The 22732-nt window shown below is 59.8% G+C and carries 29 protein-coding genes, 2 tRNA genes and 2 pseudogenes; 23 read left to right on the top strand and 10 right to left on the bottom strand.

Translation table 11 applies throughout. The features are described from left to right. Positions 1-2: 2 nt before the first annotated feature. Both pssA and ACXYMO_RS10100 read left to right on the top strand, forming a co-directional pair. Entirely contained in the window at positions 3-758 is a 756-nt protein-coding gene (pssA, locus tag ACXYMO_RS10095) for a CDP-diacylglycerol--serine O-phosphatidyltransferase (RefSeq protein ID WP_458878573.1), read from the top strand. Between the two features lie 2 nt (positions 759-760). Beyond that, on the top strand, positions 761-1384 hold the full coding sequence (locus ACXYMO_RS10100) for a class I SAM-dependent methyltransferase (RefSeq protein WP_458878574.1): 624 nt from the start codon (positions 761-763) through the stop codon (positions 1382-1384). 96 nt (positions 1385-1480) lie between these two features. Here the strand turns inward: ACXYMO_RS10100 and ACXYMO_RS10105 are convergent. Next, a tRNA-Thr gene (locus ACXYMO_RS10105) sits at positions 1481-1555 on the bottom strand. Between the two features lie 84 nt (positions 1556-1639). Between ACXYMO_RS10105 and ACXYMO_RS10110 the strand changes: the two genes are divergently transcribed. The 13 genes from ACXYMO_RS10110 to ACXYMO_RS10170 all read left to right on the top strand — a co-directional run bounded on the left by ACXYMO_RS10110 (position 1640) and on the right by ACXYMO_RS10170 (position 9233). Beyond that, complete coding sequence (locus ACXYMO_RS10110; RefSeq protein WP_458878575.1) at positions 1640-1798, top strand: hypothetical protein; 159 nt, start codon at positions 1640-1642, stop codon at positions 1796-1798. A gap of 5 nt (positions 1799-1803) precedes the next feature. Further along, on the top strand, positions 1804-3072 hold the full coding sequence (gene murA / locus ACXYMO_RS10115; RefSeq protein ID WP_458878576.1) for a UDP-N-acetylglucosamine 1-carboxyvinyltransferase: 1269 nt from the start codon (positions 1804-1806) through the stop codon (positions 3070-3072). Next, positions 3069-3548: a DUF2948 family protein gene (locus tag ACXYMO_RS10120; RefSeq protein ID WP_458878577.1), complete on the top strand. Its 480-nt coding sequence runs from the start codon at positions 3069-3071 to the stop codon at positions 3546-3548. Before murA ends, ACXYMO_RS10120 begins: the two co-directional genes overlap by 4 nt. Positions 3549-3663: 115 nt before the next feature. Next, complete coding sequence (gene hisD, locus ACXYMO_RS10125) at positions 3664-4965, top strand: histidinol dehydrogenase (protein ID WP_458878578.1); 1302 nt, start codon at positions 3664-3666, stop codon at positions 4963-4965. Positions 4966-4971: 6 nt separating this feature from the next. Continuing rightward, positions 4972-5451, top strand: a complete 480-nt coding sequence (locus ACXYMO_RS10130; RefSeq protein ID WP_458878579.1) for a UPF0262 family protein — start codon at positions 4972-4974, stop codon at positions 5449-5451. A gap of 3 nt (positions 5452-5454) precedes the next feature. Then, complete coding sequence (locus ACXYMO_RS10135) at positions 5455-5913, top strand: arsenate-mycothiol transferase ArsC (protein WP_458878580.1); 459 nt, start codon at positions 5455-5457, stop codon at positions 5911-5913. Continuing rightward, complete coding sequence (locus ACXYMO_RS10140) at positions 5913-6302, top strand: ketosteroid isomerase-related protein (RefSeq protein WP_458878581.1); 390 nt, start codon at positions 5913-5915, stop codon at positions 6300-6302. Before ACXYMO_RS10135 ends, ACXYMO_RS10140 begins: the two co-directional genes overlap by 1 nt. After that, positions 6302-6883 (top strand): GNAT family N-acetyltransferase, encoded by a 582-nt coding sequence (locus tag ACXYMO_RS10145; RefSeq protein WP_458878582.1) that lies wholly within the window; start codon positions 6302-6304, stop codon positions 6881-6883. The genes ACXYMO_RS10140 and ACXYMO_RS10145 overlap by 1 nt, the downstream gene beginning before the upstream one ends. A gap of 187 nt (positions 6884-7070) precedes the next feature. Next, a complete protein-coding gene (gene infA / locus ACXYMO_RS10150) occupies positions 7071-7289 on the top strand; it encodes a translation initiation factor IF-1 (RefSeq protein WP_005978431.1) in 219 nt (72 codons plus the stop codon). Positions 7290-7298: 9 nt separating this feature from the next. After that, the gene (locus ACXYMO_RS10155; protein WP_458878583.1) at positions 7299-7877 is read left to right on the top strand and encodes a Maf family protein; all 579 of its coding nucleotides are present in this window, start codon (positions 7299-7301) and stop codon (positions 7875-7877) included. Continuing rightward, positions 7874-8896: a ribonuclease E/G gene (locus ACXYMO_RS10160; protein ID WP_458878584.1), complete on the top strand. Its 1023-nt coding sequence runs from the start codon at positions 7874-7876 to the stop codon at positions 8894-8896. The genes ACXYMO_RS10155 and ACXYMO_RS10160 overlap by 4 nt, the downstream gene beginning before the upstream one ends. Further along, positions 8893-9075, top strand: a complete 183-nt coding sequence (locus ACXYMO_RS10165) for a DNA gyrase inhibitor YacG (protein WP_458878585.1) — start codon at positions 8893-8895, stop codon at positions 9073-9075. Before ACXYMO_RS10160 ends, ACXYMO_RS10165 begins: the two co-directional genes overlap by 4 nt. 83 nt (positions 9076-9158) lie before the next feature. Then, positions 9159-9233: transfer RNA gene (locus tag ACXYMO_RS10170), tRNA-Phe, on the top strand. A 111-nt stretch (positions 9234-9344) separates the two neighbouring features. Here ACXYMO_RS10170 and ACXYMO_RS10175 read toward each other — a convergent pair. Then, positions 9345-10874, bottom strand: a complete 1530-nt coding sequence (locus ACXYMO_RS10175) for a recombinase family protein (RefSeq protein ID WP_458879073.1) — start codon at positions 10872-10874, stop codon at positions 9345-9347. Positions 10875-10917: 43 nt separating this feature from the next. Between ACXYMO_RS10175 and ACXYMO_RS10180 the strand changes: the two are divergent. From ACXYMO_RS10180 to ACXYMO_RS10195, 4 genes and pseudogenes are all read left to right on the top strand, one after another. Continuing rightward, a pseudogene (locus tag ACXYMO_RS10180) lies at positions 10918-11115 on the top strand (transposase); the annotation flags it as partial. After that, positions 11108-11245 (top strand): annotated as a pseudogene (locus ACXYMO_RS10185) (pyridine nucleotide-disulfide oxidoreductase); the annotation flags it as partial. The pseudogenes ACXYMO_RS10180 and ACXYMO_RS10185, both read left to right, overlap by 8 nt. Beyond that, a complete protein-coding gene (locus ACXYMO_RS10190; RefSeq protein WP_458879074.1) occupies positions 11182-11610 on the top strand; it encodes a DUF5368 domain-containing protein in 429 nt (142 codons plus the stop codon). The pseudogene ACXYMO_RS10185 and the gene ACXYMO_RS10190, both read left to right, overlap by 64 nt. Positions 11611-11701: 91 nt before the next feature. Further along, positions 11702-11896, top strand: a complete 195-nt coding sequence (locus tag ACXYMO_RS10195) for a hypothetical protein (protein ID WP_458878586.1) — start codon at positions 11702-11704, stop codon at positions 11894-11896. Between the two features lie 15 nt (positions 11897-11911). On the opposite strand, the gene ureG is transcribed toward ACXYMO_RS10195, so the two are convergent. From ureG to ACXYMO_RS10235, 8 genes are read right to left on the bottom strand one after another with little or no spacing between them, the layout of a single operon-like run. Beyond that, a complete protein-coding gene (gene ureG / locus ACXYMO_RS10200) occupies positions 11912-12523 on the bottom strand; it encodes an urease accessory protein UreG (protein WP_458878587.1) in 612 nt (203 codons plus the stop codon). Continuing rightward, positions 12520-13164, bottom strand: a complete 645-nt coding sequence (locus ACXYMO_RS10205; RefSeq protein ID WP_458878588.1) for an urease accessory protein UreF — start codon at positions 13162-13164, stop codon at positions 12520-12522. Before ACXYMO_RS10205 ends, ureG begins: the two co-directional genes overlap by 4 nt. Then, a complete protein-coding gene (gene ureE, locus ACXYMO_RS10210) occupies positions 13154-13675 on the bottom strand; it encodes an urease accessory protein UreE (RefSeq protein WP_458878589.1) in 522 nt (173 codons plus the stop codon). The genes ACXYMO_RS10205 and ureE overlap by 11 nt, the downstream gene beginning before the upstream one ends. A gap of 34 nt (positions 13676-13709) precedes the next feature. After that, positions 13710-15449, bottom strand: a complete 1740-nt coding sequence (ureC, locus tag ACXYMO_RS10215) for an urease subunit alpha (RefSeq protein WP_458878590.1) — start codon at positions 15447-15449, stop codon at positions 13710-13712. A 1-nt stretch (position 15450) separates the two neighbouring features. Continuing rightward, on the bottom strand, positions 15451-15756 hold the full coding sequence (locus tag ACXYMO_RS10220; protein WP_458879075.1) for an urease subunit beta: 306 nt from the start codon (positions 15754-15756) through the stop codon (positions 15451-15453). Continuing rightward, positions 15753-15917: a hypothetical protein gene (locus ACXYMO_RS10225; RefSeq protein WP_458878591.1), complete on the bottom strand. Its 165-nt coding sequence runs from the start codon at positions 15915-15917 to the stop codon at positions 15753-15755. The genes ACXYMO_RS10220 and ACXYMO_RS10225 overlap by 4 nt, the downstream gene beginning before the upstream one ends. A gap of 15 nt (positions 15918-15932) precedes the next feature. Further along, a complete protein-coding gene (locus ACXYMO_RS10230) occupies positions 15933-16235 on the bottom strand; it encodes an urease subunit gamma (protein ID WP_458878592.1) in 303 nt (100 codons plus the stop codon). A gap of 1 nt (position 16236) precedes the next feature. Continuing rightward, positions 16237-17034, bottom strand: coding sequence for an urease accessory protein UreD (locus tag ACXYMO_RS10235; RefSeq protein ID WP_458878593.1), 798 nt, complete (start codon positions 17032-17034; stop codon positions 16237-16239). Positions 17035-17466: 432 nt separating this feature from the next. Here ACXYMO_RS10235 and urtA point away from each other — a divergent pair, with 432 nt between their 5' ends. From urtA to urtD, 4 genes are read left to right on the top strand one after another with little or no spacing between them, the layout of a single operon-like run. After that, positions 17467-18744: an urea ABC transporter substrate-binding protein gene (urtA, locus tag ACXYMO_RS10240; protein WP_458878594.1), complete on the top strand. Its 1278-nt coding sequence runs from the start codon at positions 17467-17469 to the stop codon at positions 18742-18744. A 58-nt stretch (positions 18745-18802) separates the two neighbouring features. Next, complete coding sequence (gene urtB, locus ACXYMO_RS10245; RefSeq protein ID WP_458878595.1) at positions 18803-20758, top strand: urea ABC transporter permease subunit UrtB; 1956 nt, start codon at positions 18803-18805, stop codon at positions 20756-20758. A gap of 3 nt (positions 20759-20761) precedes the next feature. After that, the gene (urtC, locus tag ACXYMO_RS10250) at positions 20762-21994 is read left to right on the top strand and encodes an urea ABC transporter permease subunit UrtC (protein WP_458878596.1); all 1233 of its coding nucleotides are present in this window, start codon (positions 20762-20764) and stop codon (positions 21992-21994) included. Then, a complete protein-coding gene (gene urtD, locus ACXYMO_RS10255; protein WP_458878597.1) occupies positions 21991-22731 on the top strand; it encodes an urea ABC transporter ATP-binding protein UrtD in 741 nt (246 codons plus the stop codon). The genes urtC and urtD overlap by 4 nt, the downstream gene beginning before the upstream one ends. The last annotated feature ends 1 nt before the right edge of the window (position 22732 follow it).

Here is a 22732-nt window from a genome sequence, read left to right on the forward strand (position 1 = left end):
CGATGGCGCAGAACCCCGATAGACCCAACAAGGAATTCGCGCTGATCCAGTTGCTGCCCAACATGCTGACCGTTGGGGCGATTTGCGCGGGTCTGTCGGCCATCCGCTTTGGGGTGCATGGAAATTACGTGCTGGCGGTACAATTGATCCTGCTGGCCGGGTTGCTGGACGGATTGGACGGGCGGCTGGCACGGGCGCTGAACAGCGACAGCAAAATGGGCGCCGAACTGGATTCGCTGGCCGATTTCCTGAACTTCGGGGTTGCCCCGCCAATGGTCATCTATTTCTGGGCACTCGAGGACATGCGTGGCGCGGGCTGGATGTCGGTACTGATCTTTGCGGTGTGCTGCGTCATTCGGCTGGCCCGGTTCAACGTGTCCAGCAAATCCGAAGAGGTGCAGGGCAATTCGGCCTATTTCACCGGCGTGCCATCCCCTGCGGGGGCGTTGCTGGTGATGTTGCCGATGTATGTCTCATTCGCCTTTTCCGACGCCTGGACGGTGCCGGATTATGTGATCTGCATCTACATGGTTTGCATCGGCTTGCTACTGATCAGTCATGTTCCGACCTGGTCGTTCAAGGCCACAAAAATTTCACGTGACAAGGTTAAGTTCTTTCTTGTCGGGTTTGTTTTCGTCGGGGCGGCGGTCCTGACCTATGCCTGGGTGACCCTGATCGGGTTGTGCGTCGCTTATGTCGTCATCGTTCTCAGGGCGCTTTTCCGGCCCAAACCGTCATTTGGCAAGAAAGGCCAGTAGCCGTGGACCTGAAATCTGTTCAAGCCTCCTATGCCCGCTGGGCCCCGGTTTACGACAGCACCTTCGGGGTGCTCACTGATGCCGGGCGCCGCGAGGCGGTTGACTATATCAATACCCGGTCCGGCACGGTTCTGGAGGTTGGGGTCGGCACGGGATTGTCGTTGCCAAGCTATAAGCCCGAGCTGAAGGTCACGGGAATCGATTTCAGTGCCGACATGCTGGAAAAAGCCCGAAAACGGGTGGCTGAACGGCAGTTGGAAAATGTCGTTGCCCTGCGCCAGATGGACGCGCGCAGCCTGGATTTTCCCGACAACAGCTTTGACACCGTTGCCGCCATGCATGTGCTGTCGGTCGTGCCCGAGCCCGAGATCGTGATGTCCGAAATCGCGCGGGTGCTGCGTCCGGGCGGGGAGGTGGTGATCACCAATCACTTTGTCCGCTCCAAAGGCTTTCTGGCCGTGATCGAACGGATAACCGCGCCATTCGCGAATTTGATCGGATGGCATTCCGATTTCGAACTGGGCACCGTGTTGCAGGAAAAGACACTGGAAATCGAAGACAAACGGTCGATCCCGCCGCTGGGCATGATGACGTTCCTGGTGCTGAAAAAGAAGATCAGCGCGTAACCCCGAGCAATACCGACGCCCCCGGCCCCTCTTCATCAGCCGGAACAAGCCGTACATCACCAGGAGCGGCGTCAAAATCTCATGCTTGGTGAAGAATGGTGCTGCTGGAGAGAATTGAACTCTCGACCTCTCCCTTACCAAGGGAGTGCTCTACCTCTGAGCTACAGCAGCGCCGTGCGCGGGTGATTAGACGCAATTATCGGATCGTGCAAGGGCAATCTGGACGCTTTTTGCGCGCTGGGATAGAGAGGGGGCATGGCAGACAAAACCACCCCTTCAAAACAGGCGAAACCGGCGCAGAGCCGCGAGGACCGTCTGAAATCCGCGCTCAAGGCCAATCTGGCCCGCCGCAAGGCACAGGCGCGGGCGCGGGGTGAGAATAACATTGACCAGTCAGGCAAAAGCGAAGGATAGGGCAGATGGATTCGATCATAGTGACAGGAAACGGCCCGTTGGCCGGGCAAATCCCGATTGCGGGGGCCAAGAACGCCTGTCTGACCCTGATGCCAGCGACCTTGCTGAGCGATGAACCGCTGACGCTGACCAATGCGCCACGTCTGAGCGACATTCGCACCATGACCGAATTGCTGGCATCGTTGGGGGCCGAGGTGACGAGCCTTCAGGATGGTCAGGTGCTGGCCTTGTCGAGCCATGATCTGAACAACCACACTGCCGACTATGACATCGTGCGCAAGATGCGCGCTTCGATCCTTGTTCTGGGGCCGATGCTGGCGCGGGACGGGCATGCGGTCGTGTCTCTGCCCGGGGGCTGTGCGATTGGCGCGCGGCCGGTCGATCTGCATCTCAAGGCGCTTGAGGCGCTGGGGGCGGAAATGGAGTTGCGCGATGGTTACGTGCACGCCAAGGCGCCCGGCGGGCTGAAGGGCGGGATGGTCGAGTTTCCGTTCGTGTCCGTGGGCGCGACCGAAAATGTGCTGATGGCGGCAACGCTGGCCAAGGGCACCACGGTCATCAAACAGGCCGCGCGCGAACCCGAGATCGTCGATCTGGCCGATTGCCTGCGCAAGATGGGCGCACAGATTGAGGGTGACGGCACCGACACGATCACGGTGCAGGGCGTTGACCGGCTGCATGGCGCGACCCATCCGGTTGTCACCGACCGAATCGAACTGGGCACTTACATGCTGGCCCCGGCCATTTGCGGCGGCGAGGTTGAGTTGCTGGGCGGGCGGCGCGATTTGATCGGGGCCTTTTGTGACAAGCTGGACGAGGCCGGGATCGAGGTGACAGACACCGAAAAGGGCCTGAGCGTCAAACGGCGCGGCGATTCCATCAAAGCGGTGAATGTTACGACCGAACCGTTCCCCGGGTTTCCGACCGATTTGCAGGCGCAGATGATGGCGTTGCTGTGCACGGCCGACGGGGTCAGCGTTCTGGAAGAAAAGATTTTCGAGAACCGGTTCATGCACGCGCCTGAACTTATCCGCATGGGGGCCAAGATCGACGTCCACGGCGGCACTGCGACGGTGACCGGGGTTGAACGGTTGAAGGGCGCGCCGGTGATGGCGACGGACCTGCGCGCAAGCGTGTCGCTGATCCTGGCCGGATTGGCGGCCGAGGGGGAAACCACCGTCAGCCGGGTCTATCATCTGGACCGCGGGTATGAGCATGTGGTGCGCAAACTCGAAGGCGTTGGCGCCAAAATCGAACGGATCAAGGACCAATGAGCCAGGATGCAACCTTTGAAGAAGGGGCCGAACGGCCAGTGAACCTGGGCGCGCTGGACGGTGATGACCTGCAGGTCATTTCATCGCTGGTCCAAGATGCCGTTTTTCCGATCACCGACATGACCTGGCGCCCGGCCGAGCGCCGGTTCGCCCTGTTGCTGAACCGGTTCCGCTGGGAAGATCGGGCGGTAGCCGAGCGGCGCAACCGCCCGGTTGAGCGTGTGCGATCGCTGCTGGTGGTGGACAACGTGCTGCGGGTTTCCTCGCAAGGGGTGGATCGCAGCGACAAGGATGTCATCCTGTCGCTTTTGTCCGTCACGTTTGAACCGGGCGAGGACGAGGCAGGGCAGGTGTTGCTGACCCTGGCCGGGGACGGGGCGATCCGTCTTGAGGTCGAGGCGCTTGAGGTTTCGCTCAAGGATGTGACGCGCCCTTATCGCGCCGTTTCCGGAAAAATCCCGACGCACAGGGACTGAGCGACCACTCGGAAGGCCGGGTTAGATCGCCGCGTCCGGCAATCATTCGCGTCGGATCTCTTGAGATCGGGCCGTACCGCCGATAAGGCTTGGCGCGTATGCCGGAGACCTTGCCATGCCCGTATTCCTTGATACGACCGCCCCTGATTTCGACACCGCCTTTGCGGCGCTTTTGAACGCGAAACGCGAAGATAGCCCGGATGTTGATGCCATCGTGGCCGATATTATTGCGGATGTGCGGGCGCGGGGGGATGCGGCCGTGATCGAGCTGACATCGAAATTCGATCGTCTGGATCTGACCCCTGCGACGCTGGCCATCACCCCGGATGAGGTGAATGCAGCGGTGGCCCAGGTGCCAAACGCGGACCGCAAGGCGCTGGAACTGGCGGCGGAACGTATCCGCGCCTATCACGTGCGCCAGATGCCGCAGGACGACCAGTGGACCGACCCGGAAGGGGCGACATTGGGCTGGCGGTGGTCGGCTGTGTCCGCGGCGGGGCTCTATGTGCCCGGCGGGCTGGCGTCCTATCCCTCGTCGGTTCTGATGAACGCGATTCCGGCCAAGGTCGCCGGGGTGGAACGGCTGGCCATCACGGTGCCAACGCCGGACGGGGTGATAAACCCGCTGGTGCTGCTGGCTGCGCAAATCGCCGGCGTGGACGAGATTTACCGCATTGGCGGGGCGCAGGCGATCGCGGCGCTGGCCTATGGCACCCAAACCATTGCGCCGGTGGACAAGATCACCGGCCCCGGCAACGCCTTTGTTGCGGCGGCCAAGCGGCGCGTGTTCGGCAAGGTCGGAATCGACATGATTGCCGGACCGTCCGAAATTCTGGTCATCGCCGACAAGGACAACGATCCCGACTGGATCGCGCTGGATCTGCTGAGCCAGGCGGAACATGACGAAAGCGCGCAGTCGCTGTTGATTACGGATGACGCGGCATTCGGACAGGCCGTTGCGGATGCGGTGGACAAACGTCTGGAAACGCTGGAACGGCGCGCCATCGCCGGGGCCAGCTGGCGCGATTTCGGGGCCGTGATTGTTGTGCGTGATCTGGATGAGGCTGCGGCCCTGTCAAACCGCATTGCGCCCGAACACCTTGAACTCTGTGTCGCCGACCCCGAGACGCTGGCCGACAAGACAGTACATGCCGGGGCCTTGTTCCTTGGTAAATGGACGCCCGAGGCTATCGGGGATTATGTCGGTGGACCAAACCACGTTCTGCCCACGGCGCGCTCGGCCCGGTTCTCATCGGGGTTGTCGGTGATGGATTTCCTCAAGCGCACCACCGTGGCGCGGATGACACCGGATGCGTTGCGTGCTATCGGACCCTCGGCTGAAAAACTGGCGCAATCCGAAAGCCTCGAGGCGCATGGACTTTCGGTTCGCGCCCGTCTTGACCATTTGAACAGGTAACCGTCCATGTCACATATCGTTGATATCGAACTTGATGATGCGGGCCTGCCCCCGCCCACGCCCGAGATCGAACAGGAGCGCAAGGTCGCCATTTTCGATCTGCTGGAGCAGAATCATTTCGTGTTGCCCAAACGCGATGACCGGGAGGTGCCCGAGGGACCCTATCATCTGAATTTGTCGATTCGTGACAAGCGGTTGGTGTTCGATGTTGAGACAGCGGATGAACAGCAGGCCGCCGAGTTTCACCTGTCCCTTGGACCGTTCCGGCAAGTGGTGAAAGATTATTTCCAGATCTGCGAAAGCTATTTCGACGCGGTGAAAACCCTCCCGCCCAGCCAGATCGAAACCATTGATATGGCGCGCCGTGGCATCCACAATGAAGGCAGCCGGGTTTTGCAGGAACGACTGGAGGGTAAGGTTGAACTGGATACCGATACCGCGCGGCGGTTGTTCACCTTGATCTGCGTTCTGCATTTCGGGGGCTGAGCGTTGCCGGAGCTTCCGCAGTCGGTCCTGTTTTGCTGCGATCATAACGCGGCGCGGTCCCCCATGGCCGAGGGGATCATGAAAAAATTCTATGGTACCGGGACCTATGTGCAGTCCGTCGGGGTCAGGAATGACATGGAGATCGACGGGTTCTCGATCGCGGTCTGTCAGGAGATCGATGTCGAACTGGCGCGGCATCGGTCGCGGTCCTTTGACGAGATGGAACAATGGGGCGACGACCTCAGTTCTTTTGATCTGGTGGTGGCGCTGTCGCCGGCCAGCCAGCGCCGGGCGCTGGAACTGACCCGGTATTTTCACCTTGAAGTGGAATACTGGCCGATCCTTGATCCCACGGGCCTGGGCGAAACGCGCGAGGAAAAGCTGGCCGCCTATCGGCAGGCGCGCGACCAGATCATCGAACGGCTGATAGACCGATTTGGCGAACCGACGGAGGTGGTGTGATGGATGTGGTTGCGCAGTATTTCAAAGCCTTCAACGCGGGCGACACGGCGGGCATGCTGGAGTGTCTGACCGATGACGTGGCCCACCATGTCAACGAAGGGCGGATCCGCACCGGCAAGGACCTGTTCAAATCCTTTTGCGATCACATGAGCCGGTGTTACCGCGAGGAACTGACCGATATGGTCATCCTGTCGGGGGGCGATGGCAGCCGCGCGGCCGCCGAATATGTGGTCAATGGCACCTATCTGGAAACCGACGACGGACTGCCCGAAGCCAAGGGGCAGACCTATCGCCTGCCGGCCGGATCCTTTTTCGACATCCGGGATGGCAAGATCGCGCGGGTGACCACCTATTACAATCTTGCGGATTGGGTGCGGCAGGTGTCCTGATGGACGTGCGCGTTCTGACTGGACCGGCGCTGGCTGCGGCGCTGGATGATGTGGCAGCCCTGCGCATCGAGGTGTTCCGCGACTGGCCGTATCTCTATGACGGTGATGTCGAATACGAGCGTCGCTATCTTCAAACCTATCGCAACAGTGCCAGCGCGGTCTTGGTCGGGGCTTTTGATGGCGATCGCCTTGTCGGCGCATCTACGGGCACGCCGCTTGCGGATCATGCGAACGACTTTGCTCAGGCATTCAAGGGAACCGGCATTGATCTGGGCGACGTATTTTATTGTGCGGAATCGGTTCTGTTGCCGGCCTGCCGCGGCAAGGGGATCGGGCACCGGTTCTTTGACCTGCGCGAGGCCCATGCGCGGCATCTGGGATATGCAAACTGCGCCTTCTGTGCCGTGGTTCGCCCTGCCGATCACCCGTTACGGCCAAAAACCTACCGCCCCCTGGATGAATTCTGGCGCGCCCGCGGGTATGCGCCGCTAAAGGGTGTGATCGCCGAATTCTCATGGAAAGACATCGATCAGCCGCAAGAGACATCAAAACCCCTGCAATTCTGGATGCGGGGGTTGTGATTTCACATGCCTGAGCGTGTCTGACAGACTTGAATGGCACTGAATTTCCAGTGATTGTCTTTGTCGCAGTGTCACGCTGTGGTGAAAAAACGGCCACATGTGCATTGCGCCCTTGAAAAACGGGGCATTTGCCCTCATTTAAGCGCACGTCCTGCACACTGGCAGGCGAAATTGTGATGGAGAGAACATGGCCAAGGAAGATACGCTCGAATTTCCCGGTGTCGTGAAGGAACTCCTGCCCAATGCGACGTTTCGGGTCGAGCTTGAAAATGGCCATGAAATCATCGCACACACGGCAGGCAAGATGCGCAAGAACCGCATCCGCGTTCTGGCTGGCGACAAGGTACAGGTCGAGATGACCCCCTATGATCTGACCAAGGGTCGGATCAACTATCGTTTCAAGTAACGCTGAAACATGGCGCTTATTCTGGGATCCGGAAGCCCCCGGCGGCTGGATCTTTTGGCGCAACTCGGGGTAACCCCCGATGCAGTAAGACCACCTGACATCGATGAAGACCCGCGCAAGGGCGAATTACCGCGCCCTTATTGCGCCCGCATTGCGCGGGAAAAGGTCGTGGCCGTCAGCGCCGAACCGGACGATATCGTCCTGTGCGCCGATACCACTGTGGCCCTGGGCCGCCGCATTCTGGGTAAACCCAATGATGCGGGGGAAGCGGCCGAATTCCTGTTGGCCCTGTCCGGGCGCCGTCACAGCGTGATCACGTCGGTTGCGGTGCGCCGGGGCGACAAGATCTGGCAAAGGGACGTGGTCAGCCAGGTGCGGATGAAACGTCTGTCCGATGCCGAACTGAACGCATATCTGGCGACGGATGACTGGCAGGGCAAGGCCGGCGGCTATGCCATTCAGGGGCCCGCAGGGGCGCTGATCCCTTGGATATCGGGATCATTTACAGGGATTGTGGGCTTGCCGCTCTGCGAAACCGCAACCCTTTTGCAAACAGCGGGCTATCCGCTCTATGGGGGTAAGGTGTGAAGGGTCGAACGATCATTCTGGACCATCTGAACGGGGTGGAGGCCGCCGCGCTCATGGTCGACGGCAGGCTTGAGGATCTTCTTGTCCAAGGGGCGGCGCCCGCACCCGGAACGATCTATCGCGCCCGGGCTGACCGTCCGGTCAAGGGGCAGGGCGGCATGTTCCTTGCAACTCCGGACGGGCCTGCGTTCCTGCGTCAGGTCAAAGGGCTGGCAGCCGGCGCAAGACTGCTGGTTCAGGTCACGGGCTTTGCAGAGCCGGGCAAGGCGATTCCGGTCACCGAGAAACTTCTTTTCAAAAGCCGCTATGCGATTGTCACGCCGGACGCGCCTGGGCTGAACATTTCGCGCAGCATCCGGGATGAGGACGAACGCGACAGGCTGCTGGAAATCGCGCATGAGTCGATGGGCGAAGACGGGTTTGGCCTGATCTTGCGCTCGGCCGCCGCGGGTGCCGAGAGAGAGGCCATTGCCGACGATATCGCGGACATGTGTTCCCTCGCCCGTCAGGTCATGTCCGACAGTGGCGACGAGCTCGAAACCCTGATCGAAGGCGACGGTCCGCATGCCATCGCTTGGCGCGAATGGAGCGAGCCCGCAGAGGTGGTGACCACGCCTGGCGGGTTTGCCGATCACGGCGTTCTTGAGGCCGTGGATGTGGCACTGGGCGCGTCCGAGCCGCTGTCAGGCGGCGCACATGCCTATATTGAGCCGACCCGTGCCCTTGTGGCGGTGGATGTGAATACAGGGTCTGACACGTCGCTTGCTGCGGGGATCAAGGCCAACATGGCTTGCGCGCGCGCCCTGCCTAGGGCGTTGCGTGTGCGTGGCTTGGGCGGACAGATCGCCATCGATCTGGCCCCGATGCCGAAAAAGGACCGCCGCGCCTTCGAAACCGCTCTGCGGGCGGCATTCCGTGCCGACACCGAAGAAACCACATTGGTCGGCTGGACCCCGCTGGGCCATTTCGAACTTCAACGCAAACGCGGCCGAATTCCGCTGAAGGAGGTGTTGAAATGAGCTGCCCTCTCTGTAGCAATGATACGGACCCGAAATACCGGCCCTTCTGTTCGCGTCGCTGCGCGGACCGGGACCTGGGTAAGTGGTTGAACGGGTCCTATGCGGTGCCATCGCAAGACCCGGAAGACATTGAAAAAGCCCATGAGGAAGCCGAAGCGGCAACACGCAAACCGCATTGAGTGCGCAGGGCTGAAAAAGCCTCTGGACACCCGCGCATTGAAAGCCTAGAACGCGCCCACCCAAAGGCATCCGCCTTTCCCGTGCCCGGGTAGCTCAGGGGTAGAGCAGTGGATTGAAAATCCTCGTGTCGGTGGTTCGATTCCGCCCCCGGGCACCATAAAATCAAAGACTTATATGTTGTTGTTTTTTTATAGGCTCAGTATAGGCTCGGGCTGTGTTATTCGATCTGTAGTAACCTTTGGGTGATCAAAGTTTGCGAACATTCCACCTAGGTCGTGTTAGTCAATTGGGTTTGCTGGGCAATCTCTTCGACTTCTGCAAGCTTTGTCTGGATCAACTCAAAAGTTCGAGTTCTGTCCCTGACTGGTGCACCACATAGGACAGCAAGGGTGGTGTCGACATCCTGAAGCCAATTCTGGGGTTCTAGGGAAAGGGATTTGTTGGTCAGCGAGCAGTTCGACAATGCGATTTTTGCCAATCGGGCTTTCTGGGTGCGATCTGCTAATCTGTAAAGCAAAATAAGGTTTTTTGTCAGTTCGAGGTATTTTGCGATCAATACCTCTCCAGTGCTGGTTTTTCCGATCTCAGCCAGCGCCTTTTCCAGGATGTCCTGTTCTTCGAGGAGCCTTTGTTTGCGGTCGCTGAAGGTTGCCTTGTCAATAAGCTGATCCAGAAGTGCATCTGTCAGCTGATCCAGGCGCCCTTTGACATTGCTGAGCTGGAGTTCCACGGCGCGCTTGTCCTTCTCGGGTGCCCGTGTCCTGAGTAATTTCCGCATGCGCGTTGTAAGGCGTTTTTCGTCGATCCTGCTCAGCTTCAGCCCCTGAAGCTCCGATGCAACCACCGCTTCGAAAATATCCTCGCGGATGCTCGTGGTTGGACAGTCGCTGGTATGGCACCGGTAATACACGCGGCCTTTCTGCCATTCCCCGATCAGCGACCGTCCGCAATGCCCGCAGGCGATCAGCTTGCGATAGATATGGTTATGACGCGTTTCCTTCTTGTTCTGGCGACCAGATTTCAAGTCCTGAACGCGGTTGAAAAGTGCCGTGGAGATCAGAGGCTCATGGAGGCCCTTGTAAATCCTCTCCGTTCGTTTGAGGCGGACATAGCCATGATAGAACGGATTGCTCATCATGTTTTCGAGGCAGGTTTTTGAAATCGGCTTGCCGCTGCGGTTCCTGAACCCACGGCGGTTCAGTTCTGCCTGCAGCCCCCGCAAGGAGTATTGCTGAGTGGCGTAGAGCTCAAACGCTTGTCGGACAAAGGGCGCCCGCTTTGGATCCGGTGTTTTCGGCTTACCCCCACCCTGATCAAGGTATCCGATTGGAGCGGCCCAAGGAAACAGCCCCTGTTTCAGGCGGCCTTCCATCCCTTTCAAGCACTCTTCACGAAGATTACGAACGTAATCGGCAGCAATGACTGCCTGAACGTCAGCGGTGAGGCGTCCGCCACGCGAACGCATATCCAGGTTTTCATGCGCCAGATGCACATCAACACCACTATCCAGCAATTCGCCAATGCGCGCCCAGTCTGAGAAATTTCGCGCAGAACGGTCGATCTTGTGCACAATCAGACCGGCGGCTTCGCCTTTCTGCAGAGACTTTATTAGATCATCAAAAACCGGCCGACCGCGCTTTGCGGCGGTTTCTTTTTCCTCATACCACCGGGTAATATTCAGGCCTTTTCGTTCTGCAAAAGCCACAATTGCGTCCCTTTGGGCTTCAAGCGAAACACCGTCGCCCTGCTTGACGGTTGAGACGCGGGTATAGGCAAAATGGACCTGTCGCGGTTTGATGCCGCTCCTTTGATAGCATTTACTGCAACAAAGGAGACTGACTATGGGACTGAAACGAACGGACGAATTCCGAGCAGATGCGGTGCGTATCGCGCTGACCAGCGGGCTAACGCGCAAGCAGGTGGCTGATGATCTGGGTGTTGGCATGTCGACGCTGAACAAATGGATCACGGCGCATAGGGACACAGATGTGGTGTCCAAAGCGGATTTAGACCTCGCGCGAGAGAATGATCGACTTCGACTACCACAACAATCTGACCCCATCGTTCCCAGGCGTGATCGCGCCCTTGGAGGAACTGTGGATCAGCTGGTTGATGAAGGAAGTGGCATTGAAAGCCACCTACAACGCAATGCTGCGCGGCAAAGCCTGAGGAGACCTATCATGGAACAATTAACGCCAGAGACCCTAATCGCCGTATTCGAAGAGATTTTTGGCCGCACGCTGTTTTGGATTATGGTCGCAGCGGCTGTCGTCGTTACACTGGCCTATTTATACGTGCTGATCCGCGACCGTTCGATGTCCATGCGGAAATTCCTTCTGGCACAACTGTCGATGCCAATTGGTGCGGTGGTTGCCGTTGTTTTCGTACAGGTCATGACCCATTCCCATCTGCGTGACATCGGTGGTCCTATTGATGTGATCGTGCTGTTGGGTGTTGCAGGGATGGGAGCAATCGGGATGGCGATATTGGTCTACACGGCACAATCGCTGCTGCGCGGAAAGGCCGAAGAATGACGGTCGCAGACGAAATGTGACTCACAAACTTGTCAGCAGTATCCTTCGATGTTTCGGGTTTCTTATTTATCTTCGCTCCTTGAGGGCTTCGATGAACCAGAAATCCACCGTTGCTCAAACCGCTAAGCCTGTCCGGAGGGTGCTGACGTCAGACAGCCTCGGCACGATCGAGGCCAATGGCGTCGAGGGTTGCGCGGCTATCCTGATCAAATGGCCCAAGACACTGGCCGATTCAGAGGCCTTTGGGCAGAACGGCCGGGCTCACCCCGTCCAGATCCGCGCCTGATCTTGGCCGGTGGTCCTACAGCCCGCCAATTTCACAAATCCTGGCGACGATGTCGTCAACGCCTTTGCCGACCTTGAGAGAGGCAAAGAGATAAGGGCGCTCTCCGCGCATGCGGGTGCTGTCGCGATCCATAACCTCAAGCGACGCGCCGACATAGGGGGCCAGATCGGTCTTGTTTATCACCAAGATGTCCGATTTTGTAATGGCTGGCCCGCCTTTTCGTGGGATTTCCTCGCCCGCGGCCACGTCGATGACGTAAATTGTCAAGTCGGCCAGTTCGGGCGAGAAGGTTGCGGACAGGTTGTCACCGCCGGATTCGATCAAGAGAAGCTCAACATCCGGGTGGCGTTTGCGCATTTCGTCCACGGCGGCCAGATTGATCGATGCGTCTTCGCGGATCGCCGTGTGCGGGCAGCCGCCGGTCTCGACCCCGATGATCCGGTCCGAGGGCAGGGCCTGCATGCGCATCAGCGCCTCGGCGTCTTCCTGGGTGTAGATGTCATTGGTGATGGCCCCGACCGAAAACCGGGGCGACAGGGCGCGGCAAAGGGCGGCGGTCAGCGTGGTTTTACCCGCGCCCACCGGGCCGCCGATTCCAATGCGCAATGGACCATGAGGAGACGTCATGAGCGGAACAACCTTGTGTATTGAGTTTCGTGTTTCATCGAGGCGATATCGGCCAGAAACGTCGCACCGCCCAGATCGTCGGTCGACAGGGTGACATTGTCCCGCGCGATGGTTTCGCAGAGCGGCGACAAGGCCGCCAATACGGATTGCCCGTTGGTCTGGCCCAACGGGATCAGGCGGATGGCGGCCGAGGTCAGGGTGCTGGCAAAGGCATGCAGGTACATGGCCGCCGTTTGGCCCAGCGGGATGCCTTGTTGTGCGGCGGCGTACCCCAGTGCGACGGGGAATGTCAGCTCTGGCAGATCGGCGCCCCAGATCGCCGTCGTGGTCTTGCAGAAAGCGCCACCTTGCTGGGTTGTTTCCAGCAGACGCTCGGCCGAGGGGGCAAAAGCGCGGGCCAGTTCATCCAGTTCGGCCAGCCCTTCGCGATCACTGTGGTAGGCGTTTCCGAGCAGGATCGTATCGTTGCGCCCGGCACCATGCGCAAGGATATCGCCCAGCCAGGCGCGGAAACTGTCGGTGTCGATGACCTGCTGATCCTCGACCGCCCATTCCAGCCCGTGGCTATAGCTGAACGACCCCAGCGGATAGGCGGGCGACAGCCATTGGGCCAGTGTCAAAAGGGCGGAGTCAGTGATCATGGCTGTGTGCGTGATCGTGGTCATGAGAATGGGCATGATCGTGCGTGTGAACGGTTTTGCCATGTTCATGCGCGTGGGTGCGCCCATGCCCGTATGCGCCGCCTTCGGGGGTAAAGGGTTCGGTTACTTCGGTCATATCGGCCCCCAGATGGGCCAGCATTGCCATGATCACGTGATCGCGTTGGATCAGCAGGTGATCGGCTTTGATCTGGCAGGGCGTGTGGCGATTTCCGATGTGCCACGCCAGACGCGGCAGGTTATCGCCCGATACGCGCAACAGGGGTTCAGGTGCGGCCTCGATCCCGATCAGGACGCCGTTTTCCATTTCCAGCGCATCGCCCTGATCGAGCGAAACGGTTTGCGCCAGATCGGCCAGGATGCTGGATCCTGTTTCTGTTGTCAGAACCTTGCGGCGCAGGAACCGCGCCTCGTAATCCAGGATCACGAAGTCCTGTGGTTTCTTGCCGTACAGGTCGGCGGCGCGCAGATGTTTCAGGGCGCGGTTGGTCATGAGTTTGTCCCTTGTCTTGTTGCAACGCGTTGGATCAAAAAAGAAAGTATCGCTGCGCCATGGGTAGCACTTCTGCGGGTTCACAGGTCAACAGCTCACCATCGGCGCGCACGTCATAGGTTTCCGGGTTCACCTCGATATGTGGGGTGGCGTTGTTCAACAGCAGATCGGATTTTCCGATGTTGCGCGTGTTGGCCACGGCGACGGTTTGCTTGGCCAGCCCCAGCTTGTCCGCCAGCTCATCGGCCTGCGCGGCCTCGGATACGAAGGTCACGGCTGAGTTTTCGACCGACCGGCCAAAGGCCCCGAACATGGGCCGGGTAAACACCGGTTGCGGTGTCGGGATACTGGCGTTGGGGTCGCCCATCTGGGCGCAGACGATGGTGCCCGCCATCAGCACCATTTCCGGTTTCACCCCGAAAAATGCCGGGTTCCACAGGACCAGATCGGCGCGTTTGCCTTCCTCGATACTGCCGATTTCGCCCGAGATGCCGTGTGCAATGGCCGGGTTGATCGTGTATTTCGCGATATATCGGCGCACGCGGAAATTGTCGTTGTCGCCGAGCTCCTCGGACAGGCGACCGCGCTGTTTCTTCATCTTGTCGGCAGTCTGCCAGGTGCGGATCAAAACCTCGCCCACGCGGCCCATCGCCTGACTGTCCGACGCGATGATGGAAAACGCGCCCATGTCGTGCAGGATATCCTCGGCTGCGATGGTTTCGCGGCGGATGCGGCTTTCGGCGAATGCCACGTCTTCGGGGATGGATTTGTCGAGGTGATGACAAACCATCAACATGTCGAGGTGTTCCTCAAGTGTGTTGACGGTAAAGGGACGCGTCGGGTTGGTGGAGGAGGGCAGAACATGCTCTTCCCCGCAGATGCGGATGATGTCGGGGGCATGCCCGCCGCCTGCGCCCTCGGTGTGAAAGGCGTGGATGGTGCGGCCTTTCATGGCCTTGAGCGTGTGTTCGACAAAGCCCGATTCATTCAGCGTGTCGGTGTGGATCATCACCTGCACATCCATCGCGTCTGCCACACCCAGACAGCAGTCGATCGCCGCCGGTGTGGTGCCCCAATCCTCATGCAGTTTCAGTGCACAGGCGCCGCCTTTGACCTGTTCCTCAAGCGCGGCAGGCAGGGACGCGTTCCCCTTGCCCGCAAAGGCGAGGTTCATCGGAAAAGCATCGGCCGCCTGCAACATCCGCCCGATATGCCAGGGGCCGGGCGTGCAGGTGGTGGCCATCGTGCCGTGGGCCGGGCCGGTGCCGCCGCCCAGCATGGTTGTCAGTCCGGAATGCAACGCGTCTTCGATCTGTTGCGGGCAGATAAAATGGATGTGGCTGTCAAACCCGCCGGCGGTCAGGATCTTGCCTTCGCCCGCGATGGCCTCGGTTCCCGGACCCACGATGATATCGACACCCGGTTGCGTATCGGGGTTCCCGGCCTTGCCGATCTTGGCAATGCGCCCGTCTTTCAGGCCGACATCGGCCTTGTAGATGCCGGAATGATCCACGATCAGGGCATTCGTGATGACCGTATCAACGGCTCCTGCGGCGCGAGTGACTTGGCTTTGGCCCATGCCGTCGCGGATGACCTTGCCACCGCCGAATTTGACTTCTTCGCCGTAGACGGATGCGTTGCCGGTGCCTGCACGGTCGGCCGTCAGGTCGCGTTCGACCTCGATGATCAGGTCGGTATCGGCCAGGCGCAGCCTGTCGCCCGTTGTGGGGCCGAACATGGCAGCATATTCGGCGCGTGAAATCTGGCTTGGCATATCAAAGGTCCCCCATCACGGCCTGGTTGAACCCGAAAACGCGGCGTGCGCCGCTAAGCGGGATCAGGGTCACGTCGCGGCGCTGACCGGGTTCGAACCGCACGGCTGTTCCGGCGGCAATGTCCAGGCGGCGCCCGTGCGCGGCGTCGCGGTCAAAGTCCAGCGCCGGGTTGGTTTCGGCGAAATGGTAATGGCTGCCGACCTGCACGGGACGGTCGCCGGTATTGGCCACTTGCAATGTAATCGCATCCGCGCCTTCGTTCAGGGTCAGCATGCCTTCGGCCGGGAAAACTTCGCCCGGGATCATCGCTTGGCCCATCCGATGGCTGCTGCGGCTGCGATGGTGGCAATTCCGGCGGCGACGGTGGCCCAGTTGGTCGCGTCATGCGGGACGATGTGCACCCCGTCATGGGCCATCGCGGCCGGGGCGACCAGAACAAGTGCAATCAGGCTGGTGATCGGTTTCATCGGGATATCCTTTGCTCAGCGAATGGGGTTGTGGACGGTGACCAGCTTGGTTCCGTCGGGAAAGGTGGCTTCGACCTGCACGTCGTGGATCATCTCGGCGACGCCCTCCATGCATTGATCGCGGGCAATAACCTCGGCCCCGGCCTGCATCATTTCAGCCACCGAGCGTCCGTCGCGGGCACCTTCGACAACGGCGTCGGTGATCAGGGCAATCGCCTCGGGGTGGTTCAGCTTGACGCCGCGCGCCAGCCGTTTGCGCGCCACCTCGGCGGCCATCGAGATCAGAAGCTTGTCTTTTTCACGGGGGGTCAGTTGCATGTCAGAGCGTCCATGTTTTGGGAAGAGGCGCGGTCAACAACGTCTGGATCATCGGGATCAGCGTTTGACGCATGAGATAACTGTCAGCGGCCAGCAAACGGCCGAACAACACGCCCGGCCGGATCAGGCTGACGCCGCCGGTGCCAGGGACAAGGGCGCGCAACGCGGGCAAGAACCGCTCGGCATCGGGGGCGGCGTAGAGAATGTTGGCCATGGCGCCAGCCTTGCCCGCGATGGCGGACGAGGTCAGGTGCCGGTCGATTTCACCCTCAAGGCGCGTCGCATCGGCAAATATCAACGCCCCGTCGCGCCGGATACGCACCACGTCGCGCAGGTGGCCTTGCGTCACGGTTTCGCCCATGGCCGTGCGTCCGAAGACGATCGGTTCAACCATCAACAACTTGGCATCCGTTGCCAGTTCCGCGGTCAGGCGGCGACGCAGGGCGGATTGATTGAACAGGATGGTTTCCTGGGGCAGCCAATTCAGCCGTGCGCCTGGTGACACCCTGAGATCGGTTGCGATGCGCGCCTCGTGCCCGGTCTGGGCCCGGTAAATCCGCTCGGCGGCCTGGGTGGTCAGCGTCAGTTCGCTGTTGGTCGATGCCTTTGCATGGTTTTCGAACCGGTCACCGCCGGTCATTCCGCCAGCGGTGTTCAGGCTGACGGCTGTCAGGGCAGGGGAAGCGGTGCGTGGAAACAGCAGTTTCGAGGCGCCGGATTGGTAAAGATCGTCCAGAACCGAGGCGTTACCGGCACGTTTGCTGGATACCCGCAGCACGCCTTTGGCGCGAGGCTGCACAGGCACAGGTTGTGCCGCAATTAGAGGCATTTCGATAGTGATGTCCGTCTCCATTCCTGTGGGTGTCTAATTATGAGGCATGAGACGGTTCAGAGCGGATGACACGCAGAATCGCAGTTGCGGTGCGATTTGCGCCCCGCGCTGATCAAAAAGTAGGCGGAAGCGCCGAGGGCGTCCAAATTTTAGACAATTTTGTGCGCGCCTTGAGGGAAAGACGGCAATGCAGTTGCAGCAATTCGGGGCGCGGCGTTTCTTTTGCCTGCCTGACAGAGCGTTGGAAGCGCTAGAGATGAAGGGTGTGTGACGACCCAAGGATTTGGACATCGGTTAGGTCGCCACACGGATGCAACATAACTGTTGCGGGGGATTAGCTAGGCTGTTCCGCTTTGAGGTTCAAGGCGTCGGTCTAGGCACTCCGCAAGGAGGATATTCATGAATTATCTGAAATCTGCGCTGGCCGGAACGTTGGCCTTTGGCGCCACGGTCCTGCCGGCCTTTGCCGAAGACACCATCAAGGTTGGTGTTCTTCACTCGCTGTCGGGCACGATGGCCATTTCCGAAACGACGCTGAAAGACACTATGCTGATGCTGATCGAGGATCAGAACGCCAAGGGCGGTGTTCTGGGCAAGATGCTTGAGCCGGTTGTCGTTGACCCGGCGTCTGATTGGCCGCTGTTTGCCGAAAAGGCGCGCGAACTGCTGAGCGTTGAAAAAGTCGACGTGATGTTCGGGTGCTGGACATCGGTCAGCCGCAAATCGGTGCTGCCTGTCATCGAAGAGCTGAACGGCCTTCTGTTCTATCCGGTTCAGTATGAGGGCGAGGAATCGTCGAAGAACGTGTTCTACACCGGCGCTGCCCCGAACCAGCAGGCGATCCCGGCCACCGACTATTTCCTTGATGAATTGGGTGTCGAGAAATTTGCGCTGCTGGGGACAGACTATGTTTACCCCCGCACCACCAACAATATTTTGGAAAGCTATCTGAAATCCAAGGGCATCGCGGCAGAAGACATCTTTGTGAACTACACGCCGTTTGGTCATTCGGACTGGTCCAAGATCGTCGCTGACGTCGTTGCGCTGGGCGCCGACGGCAAGAAGGTCGGTGTGATCAGCACCATCAACGGGGACGCCAACATCGGGTTCTACAAGGAACTGGCCGCGGCTGGTGTCTCGGCAGATGACATTCCGGTTGTTGCCTTCTCGGTCGGAGAAGAGGAACTGTCGGGCCTGGATACGGCAAACCTGGTCGGTCACCTGGCGGCGTGGAACTATTTCCAGTCGGCAGACAGCGACATCAATGCTGAATTCGTTCAGCAGTGGAAAGCCTACGCTGGCGAAGATCGCGTCACCAATGACCCGATGGAGGCCCATGTCATCGGCTTCAACATGTGGGTGAAAGCCGTTGAAAAGGCTGGCACAACCGACGTCGATGCGGTGCGTGAGGCGATGTATGGTCTGGAAGTGCCGAACCTGACCGGAGGCACGGCTGTCATGCTGCCCAACCACCACCTGGCCAAGCCGGTTCTGATCGGTGAAATCCAGGCCGATGGTCAATTCGACATCATCAGCCAGACCGCAGAGGTCCCCGGCGATGCATGGACCGACTTCCTGCCGGAATCGGCGGTTCTGAAGTCGGATTGGAAAGAACTGGGCTGTGGGATGTACAACACCGAAACCAGCTCCTGCGTTCAAATTCAGTCGAACTACTGATCATAACCAATTGGAGAGAGGGGGGTTTCCCCCTCTCACCCAACGAGGGGCGGATTTAATGCGGCGTATACTTGTGGCCTTGGTCACATTCCTTTTCCTTGCCCAGACGTCAGCGGCCCAGGAGGCCCCTGTTCAGACGCTGCTTCAGGAATTTCAAGAGGTTATCGTAAAGAGTTCGCGTAAAACGATCGGTCCGGCCGTCGAGGCCCTCGCCAATAGCGGACTGGATCAGGCGCAAACGGTTCTTCAGAAATGGCAGGCCAAGGCGATGTACCTGCGCGACAGCGATGGCTTGTTCTTTTATGGCGAGGAAATCGACAGGAAAACGGTACGCCTTTTTGATTTTGACACCGGTGAACCGGTGGGCGAATTTTCCACATCCGACCTGAAACAGATCAAACCCAACAGTGGTATTCGCGCCTTGCTTGGTGCGGCGCTGGTTCAGTTCCAACTGTCCGATCCGGACCCGTCGCGCCGACGCGATGCGCTGCAATCCATACAGCGCGACGCCGAGGCATCGCATCTCGGGGCGTTGCGGGCCTCACTCGATACAGAGACCGACGCCGGAATTCTGGCCGAGAAGAAAAAGCTCGAGAGGCTTCTGACAATCAGTTTCGATCCGGATGAGGCCGCCCGCGTTGCAGCCATCAATGAGGTGTCAGGCCAGGTTTCGCTGGATGTGCGCGGCACGCTCAACCCGCTGGTTCAAACCCGGATCAAGGTCGCGCAGGGCGACGTGCCTGCAGGCGAAAACATCGCACGCACTTTGCGCCCCGGTGGCAGGGCCCTGTCGCGCGATGCCGCCTATGATCTGCTTGTCGCGGCCAAACTGGCGCCGTCGCGTGTGTCTGACGATGCGGTGCGCGAGGCGCTGATGGCCAACATCGATGGCGCGATGGTGGGCGGTGTTGCCGTGGCCCAACTGAACAAACAGGAGGAGCGTATCCGCGCGTATTCCGCGCTGGCCGATCAGGGCATCGTGCCGCCCTTCGTCGACGAAAAAAACGTCGATGAGGCGCTTGGCACCCACGTGTTTTACGAGGCCTACAGCGAACCCTCTGCCGAGGTGACCGCAGCCGCGAACAGGGCGTTGTCGGCGATCTCGCGCAATGTCGCGGCCAATCAGGCGCTCGATCTGACGCTGGACGCACTTTCACTGGCGTCGATCTTTTTCCTGGCAGCGATTGGCCTGGCCATCACATTCGGGGTGATGGGCGTCATCAACATGGCCCATGGAGAGTTCATCATGATGGGCGCCTATACCGGTTACGTGGTGCAGCAGTTCATCCCGAACTATACCGTGTCGATCCTGGTTGCCCTGCCGCTGGCCTTTGCGGTGACTTTCGCGGCCGGCGTTGCGATGGAGCGGCTGGTGATCCGCTGGCTCTATGACCGTCCGCTGGAAACCCTGCTTGCGACATTCGGGATTTCCATCGCCTTGCAGCAGATCGCCAAGAACATTTTCGGCACCCAGGCGCGCCCCCTGACGTCACCCGCTTGGCTGGACGGGGCGTGGGTGATGAACGACGTGGTGTCGATCAGCTATATACGGATCGCTATCTTTGTTCTGGCGGCGCTGTTTCTGGGGGTATTCTTGTTCATCATGAAAAAGACCCGGCTGGGTCTGGAAACCCGCGCCGTGACGCAAAACCCGCGCATGGCGGCCAGCATGGGGATAAACCCGGACAAGGTGAACATGCTGACGTTCGGCCTCGGCTCGGGCATTGCCGGGATCGCCGGGGTGGCCATCGGCCTCTTTGCCAAGGTCACGTCCGAATTGGGCAGCGATTACATCGTGCAAAGTTTCATGACCGTGGTTGTCGGCGGTGTCGGCAATATCTGGGGGGCCCTGTCGGGGGCCGTGATGATCGGGTTTTTCCAGAAGGGTGTCGAATGGCTGAACCCGTCCAACACGCTGGCGGCACAAACCTACATGATCATCTTCATCATCATTTTCATCCAATTCCGGCCGAGGGGCATCATCGCCCTCAAAGGCCGGGCAGCGGGGGACTGAGCGATGGAACGTTCTTTCATCATGCGCAACCCGTCGATACTGATCTTTCTGGCCTGTCTGGGCCTGTTCACCCTGGTGGTCAGCGTCCTGTCCGAGGGCGTCGGAACGGGGCTGATTTCGACCAGTTTCATCAAGACGCTGGGCAAAACCCTGTGCCTGTGCCTGATCGCCGTGGCGATGGACCTGGTGTGGGGCTACACCGGCATCCTGTCACTGGGCCATGTCGCGTTCTTCGGGCTGGGTGGCTACATGATCGGCATGTGGCTGATGTACGAGCGCACCCGCGACATCATCATTGAATCGATGTCGAACGCGCAGATCCCCCCGACGGAGCAAGAAATCGTGGATGCTATCGGCAACCAGATATTCGGCGTGGTCGGGGCGAGCGACTTTCCGGTGATCTGGGCCTTTGCCGACAGTCTTGTTCTGCAACTGGCGCTGGTTGTGCTGGTGCCGGGGCTGCTGGCGCTGGTCTTTGGCTGGCTGGCCTTTCGCAGCCGCGTGGCCGGGGTTTACCTGTCGATCCTGACACAGGCGATGACCCTGGCTCTGGCGCTGTTCCTGTTTCAGAACGACAGCGGCTTGCGCGGGAACAACGGGTTGTCCGGGTTGCAGAATCTGCCGGGCGCCGAAGACATTGCGCAAAGCGTTGTTTCGGTCTGGTTCCTTTGGGGATCCGCGCTGGCGCTTGGGCTGGGGTATGTGCTGGCCGCCTGGATCGTATCGGGAAAGTTCGGCAGCGTGATCCGCGGTATCCGCGATGACGAGGCACGCGTGCGGTTCCTTGGCTATTCGGTCGAAAGCTACAAGCTGTTTATCTTTGTGGTTACCGCGATCATCGCGGGCATTGCCGGTGCGCTTTATTACCCGCAGGCCGGGATCATCAACCCCGCCGAGGTGGCGCCGATCGCGTCGATCTATCTTGCGGTCTGGGTGGCGATCGGCGGGCGCGGGCGGCTTTACGGTGCGGTCATCGGCGCGGCGTTTGTTTCACTGGTGTCCTCGTGGTTTACGGGCGGTCAGGTGCCGGAGGTGTCGCTTGGGGTTTACACGATCAAATGGGTGGAATGGTGGCAAGTGATCCTGGGCCTGTCCTTTGTTCTGGTCACGCTTTACGCGCCCAAGGGGATCGGCGGGTTGTTCGATCTGCTGAACGACAGGCTGGCGCCAAACCGCCATGGCGCGGCCTATGGCCCTGACAAGGGATCGTTTCAGGAACGGGAGGGCCGGGGATGAGCACCCTTTTGGAAGTCTCAGGCGTGTCGGTCACCTTTGACGGGTTCCGCGCCATCAACAACCTCAGCTTTCAGATCGGCAAGTCCGAGATGCGTGCCATTATCGGGCCGAACGGGGCGGGTAAAACGACCTTTATGGACATCGTAACAGGCAAAACGCGCCCCGATGAGGGGCGGGTGATCTGGGGCGACAAATCCATTTCGCTGATCCGGATGAATGAGGCACAGATCGCCCGCGCAGGCGTTGGCCGCAAATTCCAGCGCCCCACGGTGTTTGAGGATCAGAGTGTGTTCGATAACCTTTTGTTGTCGCTCAAGGCCAATCGCGGGCCACTGGCCGTGCTGCTTTATCGGCGCAGCGACCAGGACCGGGCCCGGGTCGAAGACCTCGCCGCGCAGATCGGGCTGACCGACGCGCTTGCGCGCAAGTCCGGAGAACTGTCGCACGGGCAAAAACAGTGGCTGGAAATCGGCATGTTGCTGGCGCAAGACCCACAACTGTTGCTGGTGGACGAACCGGCCGCTGGCATGACACCGGAAGAGCGCGAACACACCACCAGCATTCTTGTCGAGGCGGCCAAAACCCGCGCGGTTGTGGTTGTCGAACATGACATGGAGTTCGTGCGGCGCCTGAATTGCAAGGTGACGGTGCTGCACGAAGGTTCTGTTCTGGCCGAGGGCAGTCTGGACCACGTAACCAACAATCAGGACGTCATCGACGTCTATTTGGGGCGCTGAG

The sequence above is a fragment of the Arenibacterium sp. CAU 1754 genome, from assembly GCF_054482635.1.

Coding starts and splice junctions, on each gene's coding strand:
- pssA (WP_458878573.1), top strand. CDS start 3: ATGGCGCAGAACCCCGATAGACCCAACAAGGAATTCGCGCTGATCCAG.
- ACXYMO_RS10110 (WP_458878575.1), top strand. CDS start 1,640: ATGGCAGACAAAACCACCCCTTCAAAACAGGCGAAACCGGCGCAGAGC.
- murA (WP_458878576.1), top strand. CDS start 1,804: ATGGATTCGATCATAGTGACAGGAAACGGCCCGTTGGCCGGGCAAATC.
- ACXYMO_RS10120 (WP_458878577.1), top strand. CDS start 3,069: ATGAGCCAGGATGCAACCTTTGAAGAAGGGGCCGAACGGCCAGTGAAC.
- hisD (WP_458878578.1), top strand. CDS start 3,664: ATGCCCGTATTCCTTGATACGACCGCCCCTGATTTCGACACCGCCTTT.
- ACXYMO_RS10130 (WP_458878579.1), top strand. CDS start 4,972: ATGTCACATATCGTTGATATCGAACTTGATGATGCGGGCCTGCCCCCG.
- ACXYMO_RS10140 (WP_458878581.1), top strand. CDS start 5,913: ATGGATGTGGTTGCGCAGTATTTCAAAGCCTTCAACGCGGGCGACACG.
- ACXYMO_RS10145 (WP_458878582.1), top strand. CDS start 6,302: ATGGACGTGCGCGTTCTGACTGGACCGGCGCTGGCTGCGGCGCTGGAT.
- infA (WP_005978431.1), top strand. CDS start 7,071: ATGGCCAAGGAAGATACGCTCGAATTTCCCGGTGTCGTGAAGGAACTC.
- ACXYMO_RS10155 (WP_458878583.1), top strand. CDS start 7,299: ATGGCGCTTATTCTGGGATCCGGAAGCCCCCGGCGGCTGGATCTTTTG.
- ACXYMO_RS10165 (WP_458878585.1), top strand. CDS start 8,893: ATGAGCTGCCCTCTCTGTAGCAATGATACGGACCCGAAATACCGGCCC.
- ACXYMO_RS10195 (WP_458878586.1), top strand. CDS start 11,702: ATGAACCAGAAATCCACCGTTGCTCAAACCGCTAAGCCTGTCCGGAGG.
- ureG (WP_458878587.1), bottom strand. CDS start 12,523: ATGACGTCTCCTCATGGTCCATTGCGCATTGGAATCGGCGGCCCGGTG.
- ACXYMO_RS10205 (WP_458878588.1), bottom strand. CDS start 13,164: ATGATCACTGACTCCGCCCTTTTGACACTGGCCCAATGGCTGTCGCCC.
- ureE (WP_458878589.1), bottom strand. CDS start 13,675: ATGACCAACCGCGCCCTGAAACATCTGCGCGCCGCCGACCTGTACGGC.
- ureC (WP_458878590.1), bottom strand. CDS start 15,449: ATGCCAAGCCAGATTTCACGCGCCGAATATGCTGCCATGTTCGGCCCC.
- ACXYMO_RS10220 (WP_458879075.1), bottom strand. CDS start 15,756: ATGATCCCGGGCGAAGTTTTCCCGGCCGAAGGCATGCTGACCCTGAAC.
- ACXYMO_RS10225 (WP_458878591.1), bottom strand. CDS start 15,917: ATGAAACCGATCACCAGCCTGATTGCACTTGTTCTGGTCGCCCCGGCC.
- ACXYMO_RS10230 (WP_458878592.1), bottom strand. CDS start 16,235: ATGCAACTGACCCCCCGTGAAAAAGACAAGCTTCTGATCTCGATGGCC.
- urtA (WP_458878594.1), top strand. CDS start 17,467: ATGAATTATCTGAAATCTGCGCTGGCCGGAACGTTGGCCTTTGGCGCC.
- urtB (WP_458878595.1), top strand. CDS start 18,803: ATGCGGCGTATACTTGTGGCCTTGGTCACATTCCTTTTCCTTGCCCAG.
- urtC (WP_458878596.1), top strand. CDS start 20,762: ATGGAACGTTCTTTCATCATGCGCAACCCGTCGATACTGATCTTTCTG.
- urtD (WP_458878597.1), top strand. CDS start 21,991: ATGAGCACCCTTTTGGAAGTCTCAGGCGTGTCGGTCACCTTTGACGGG.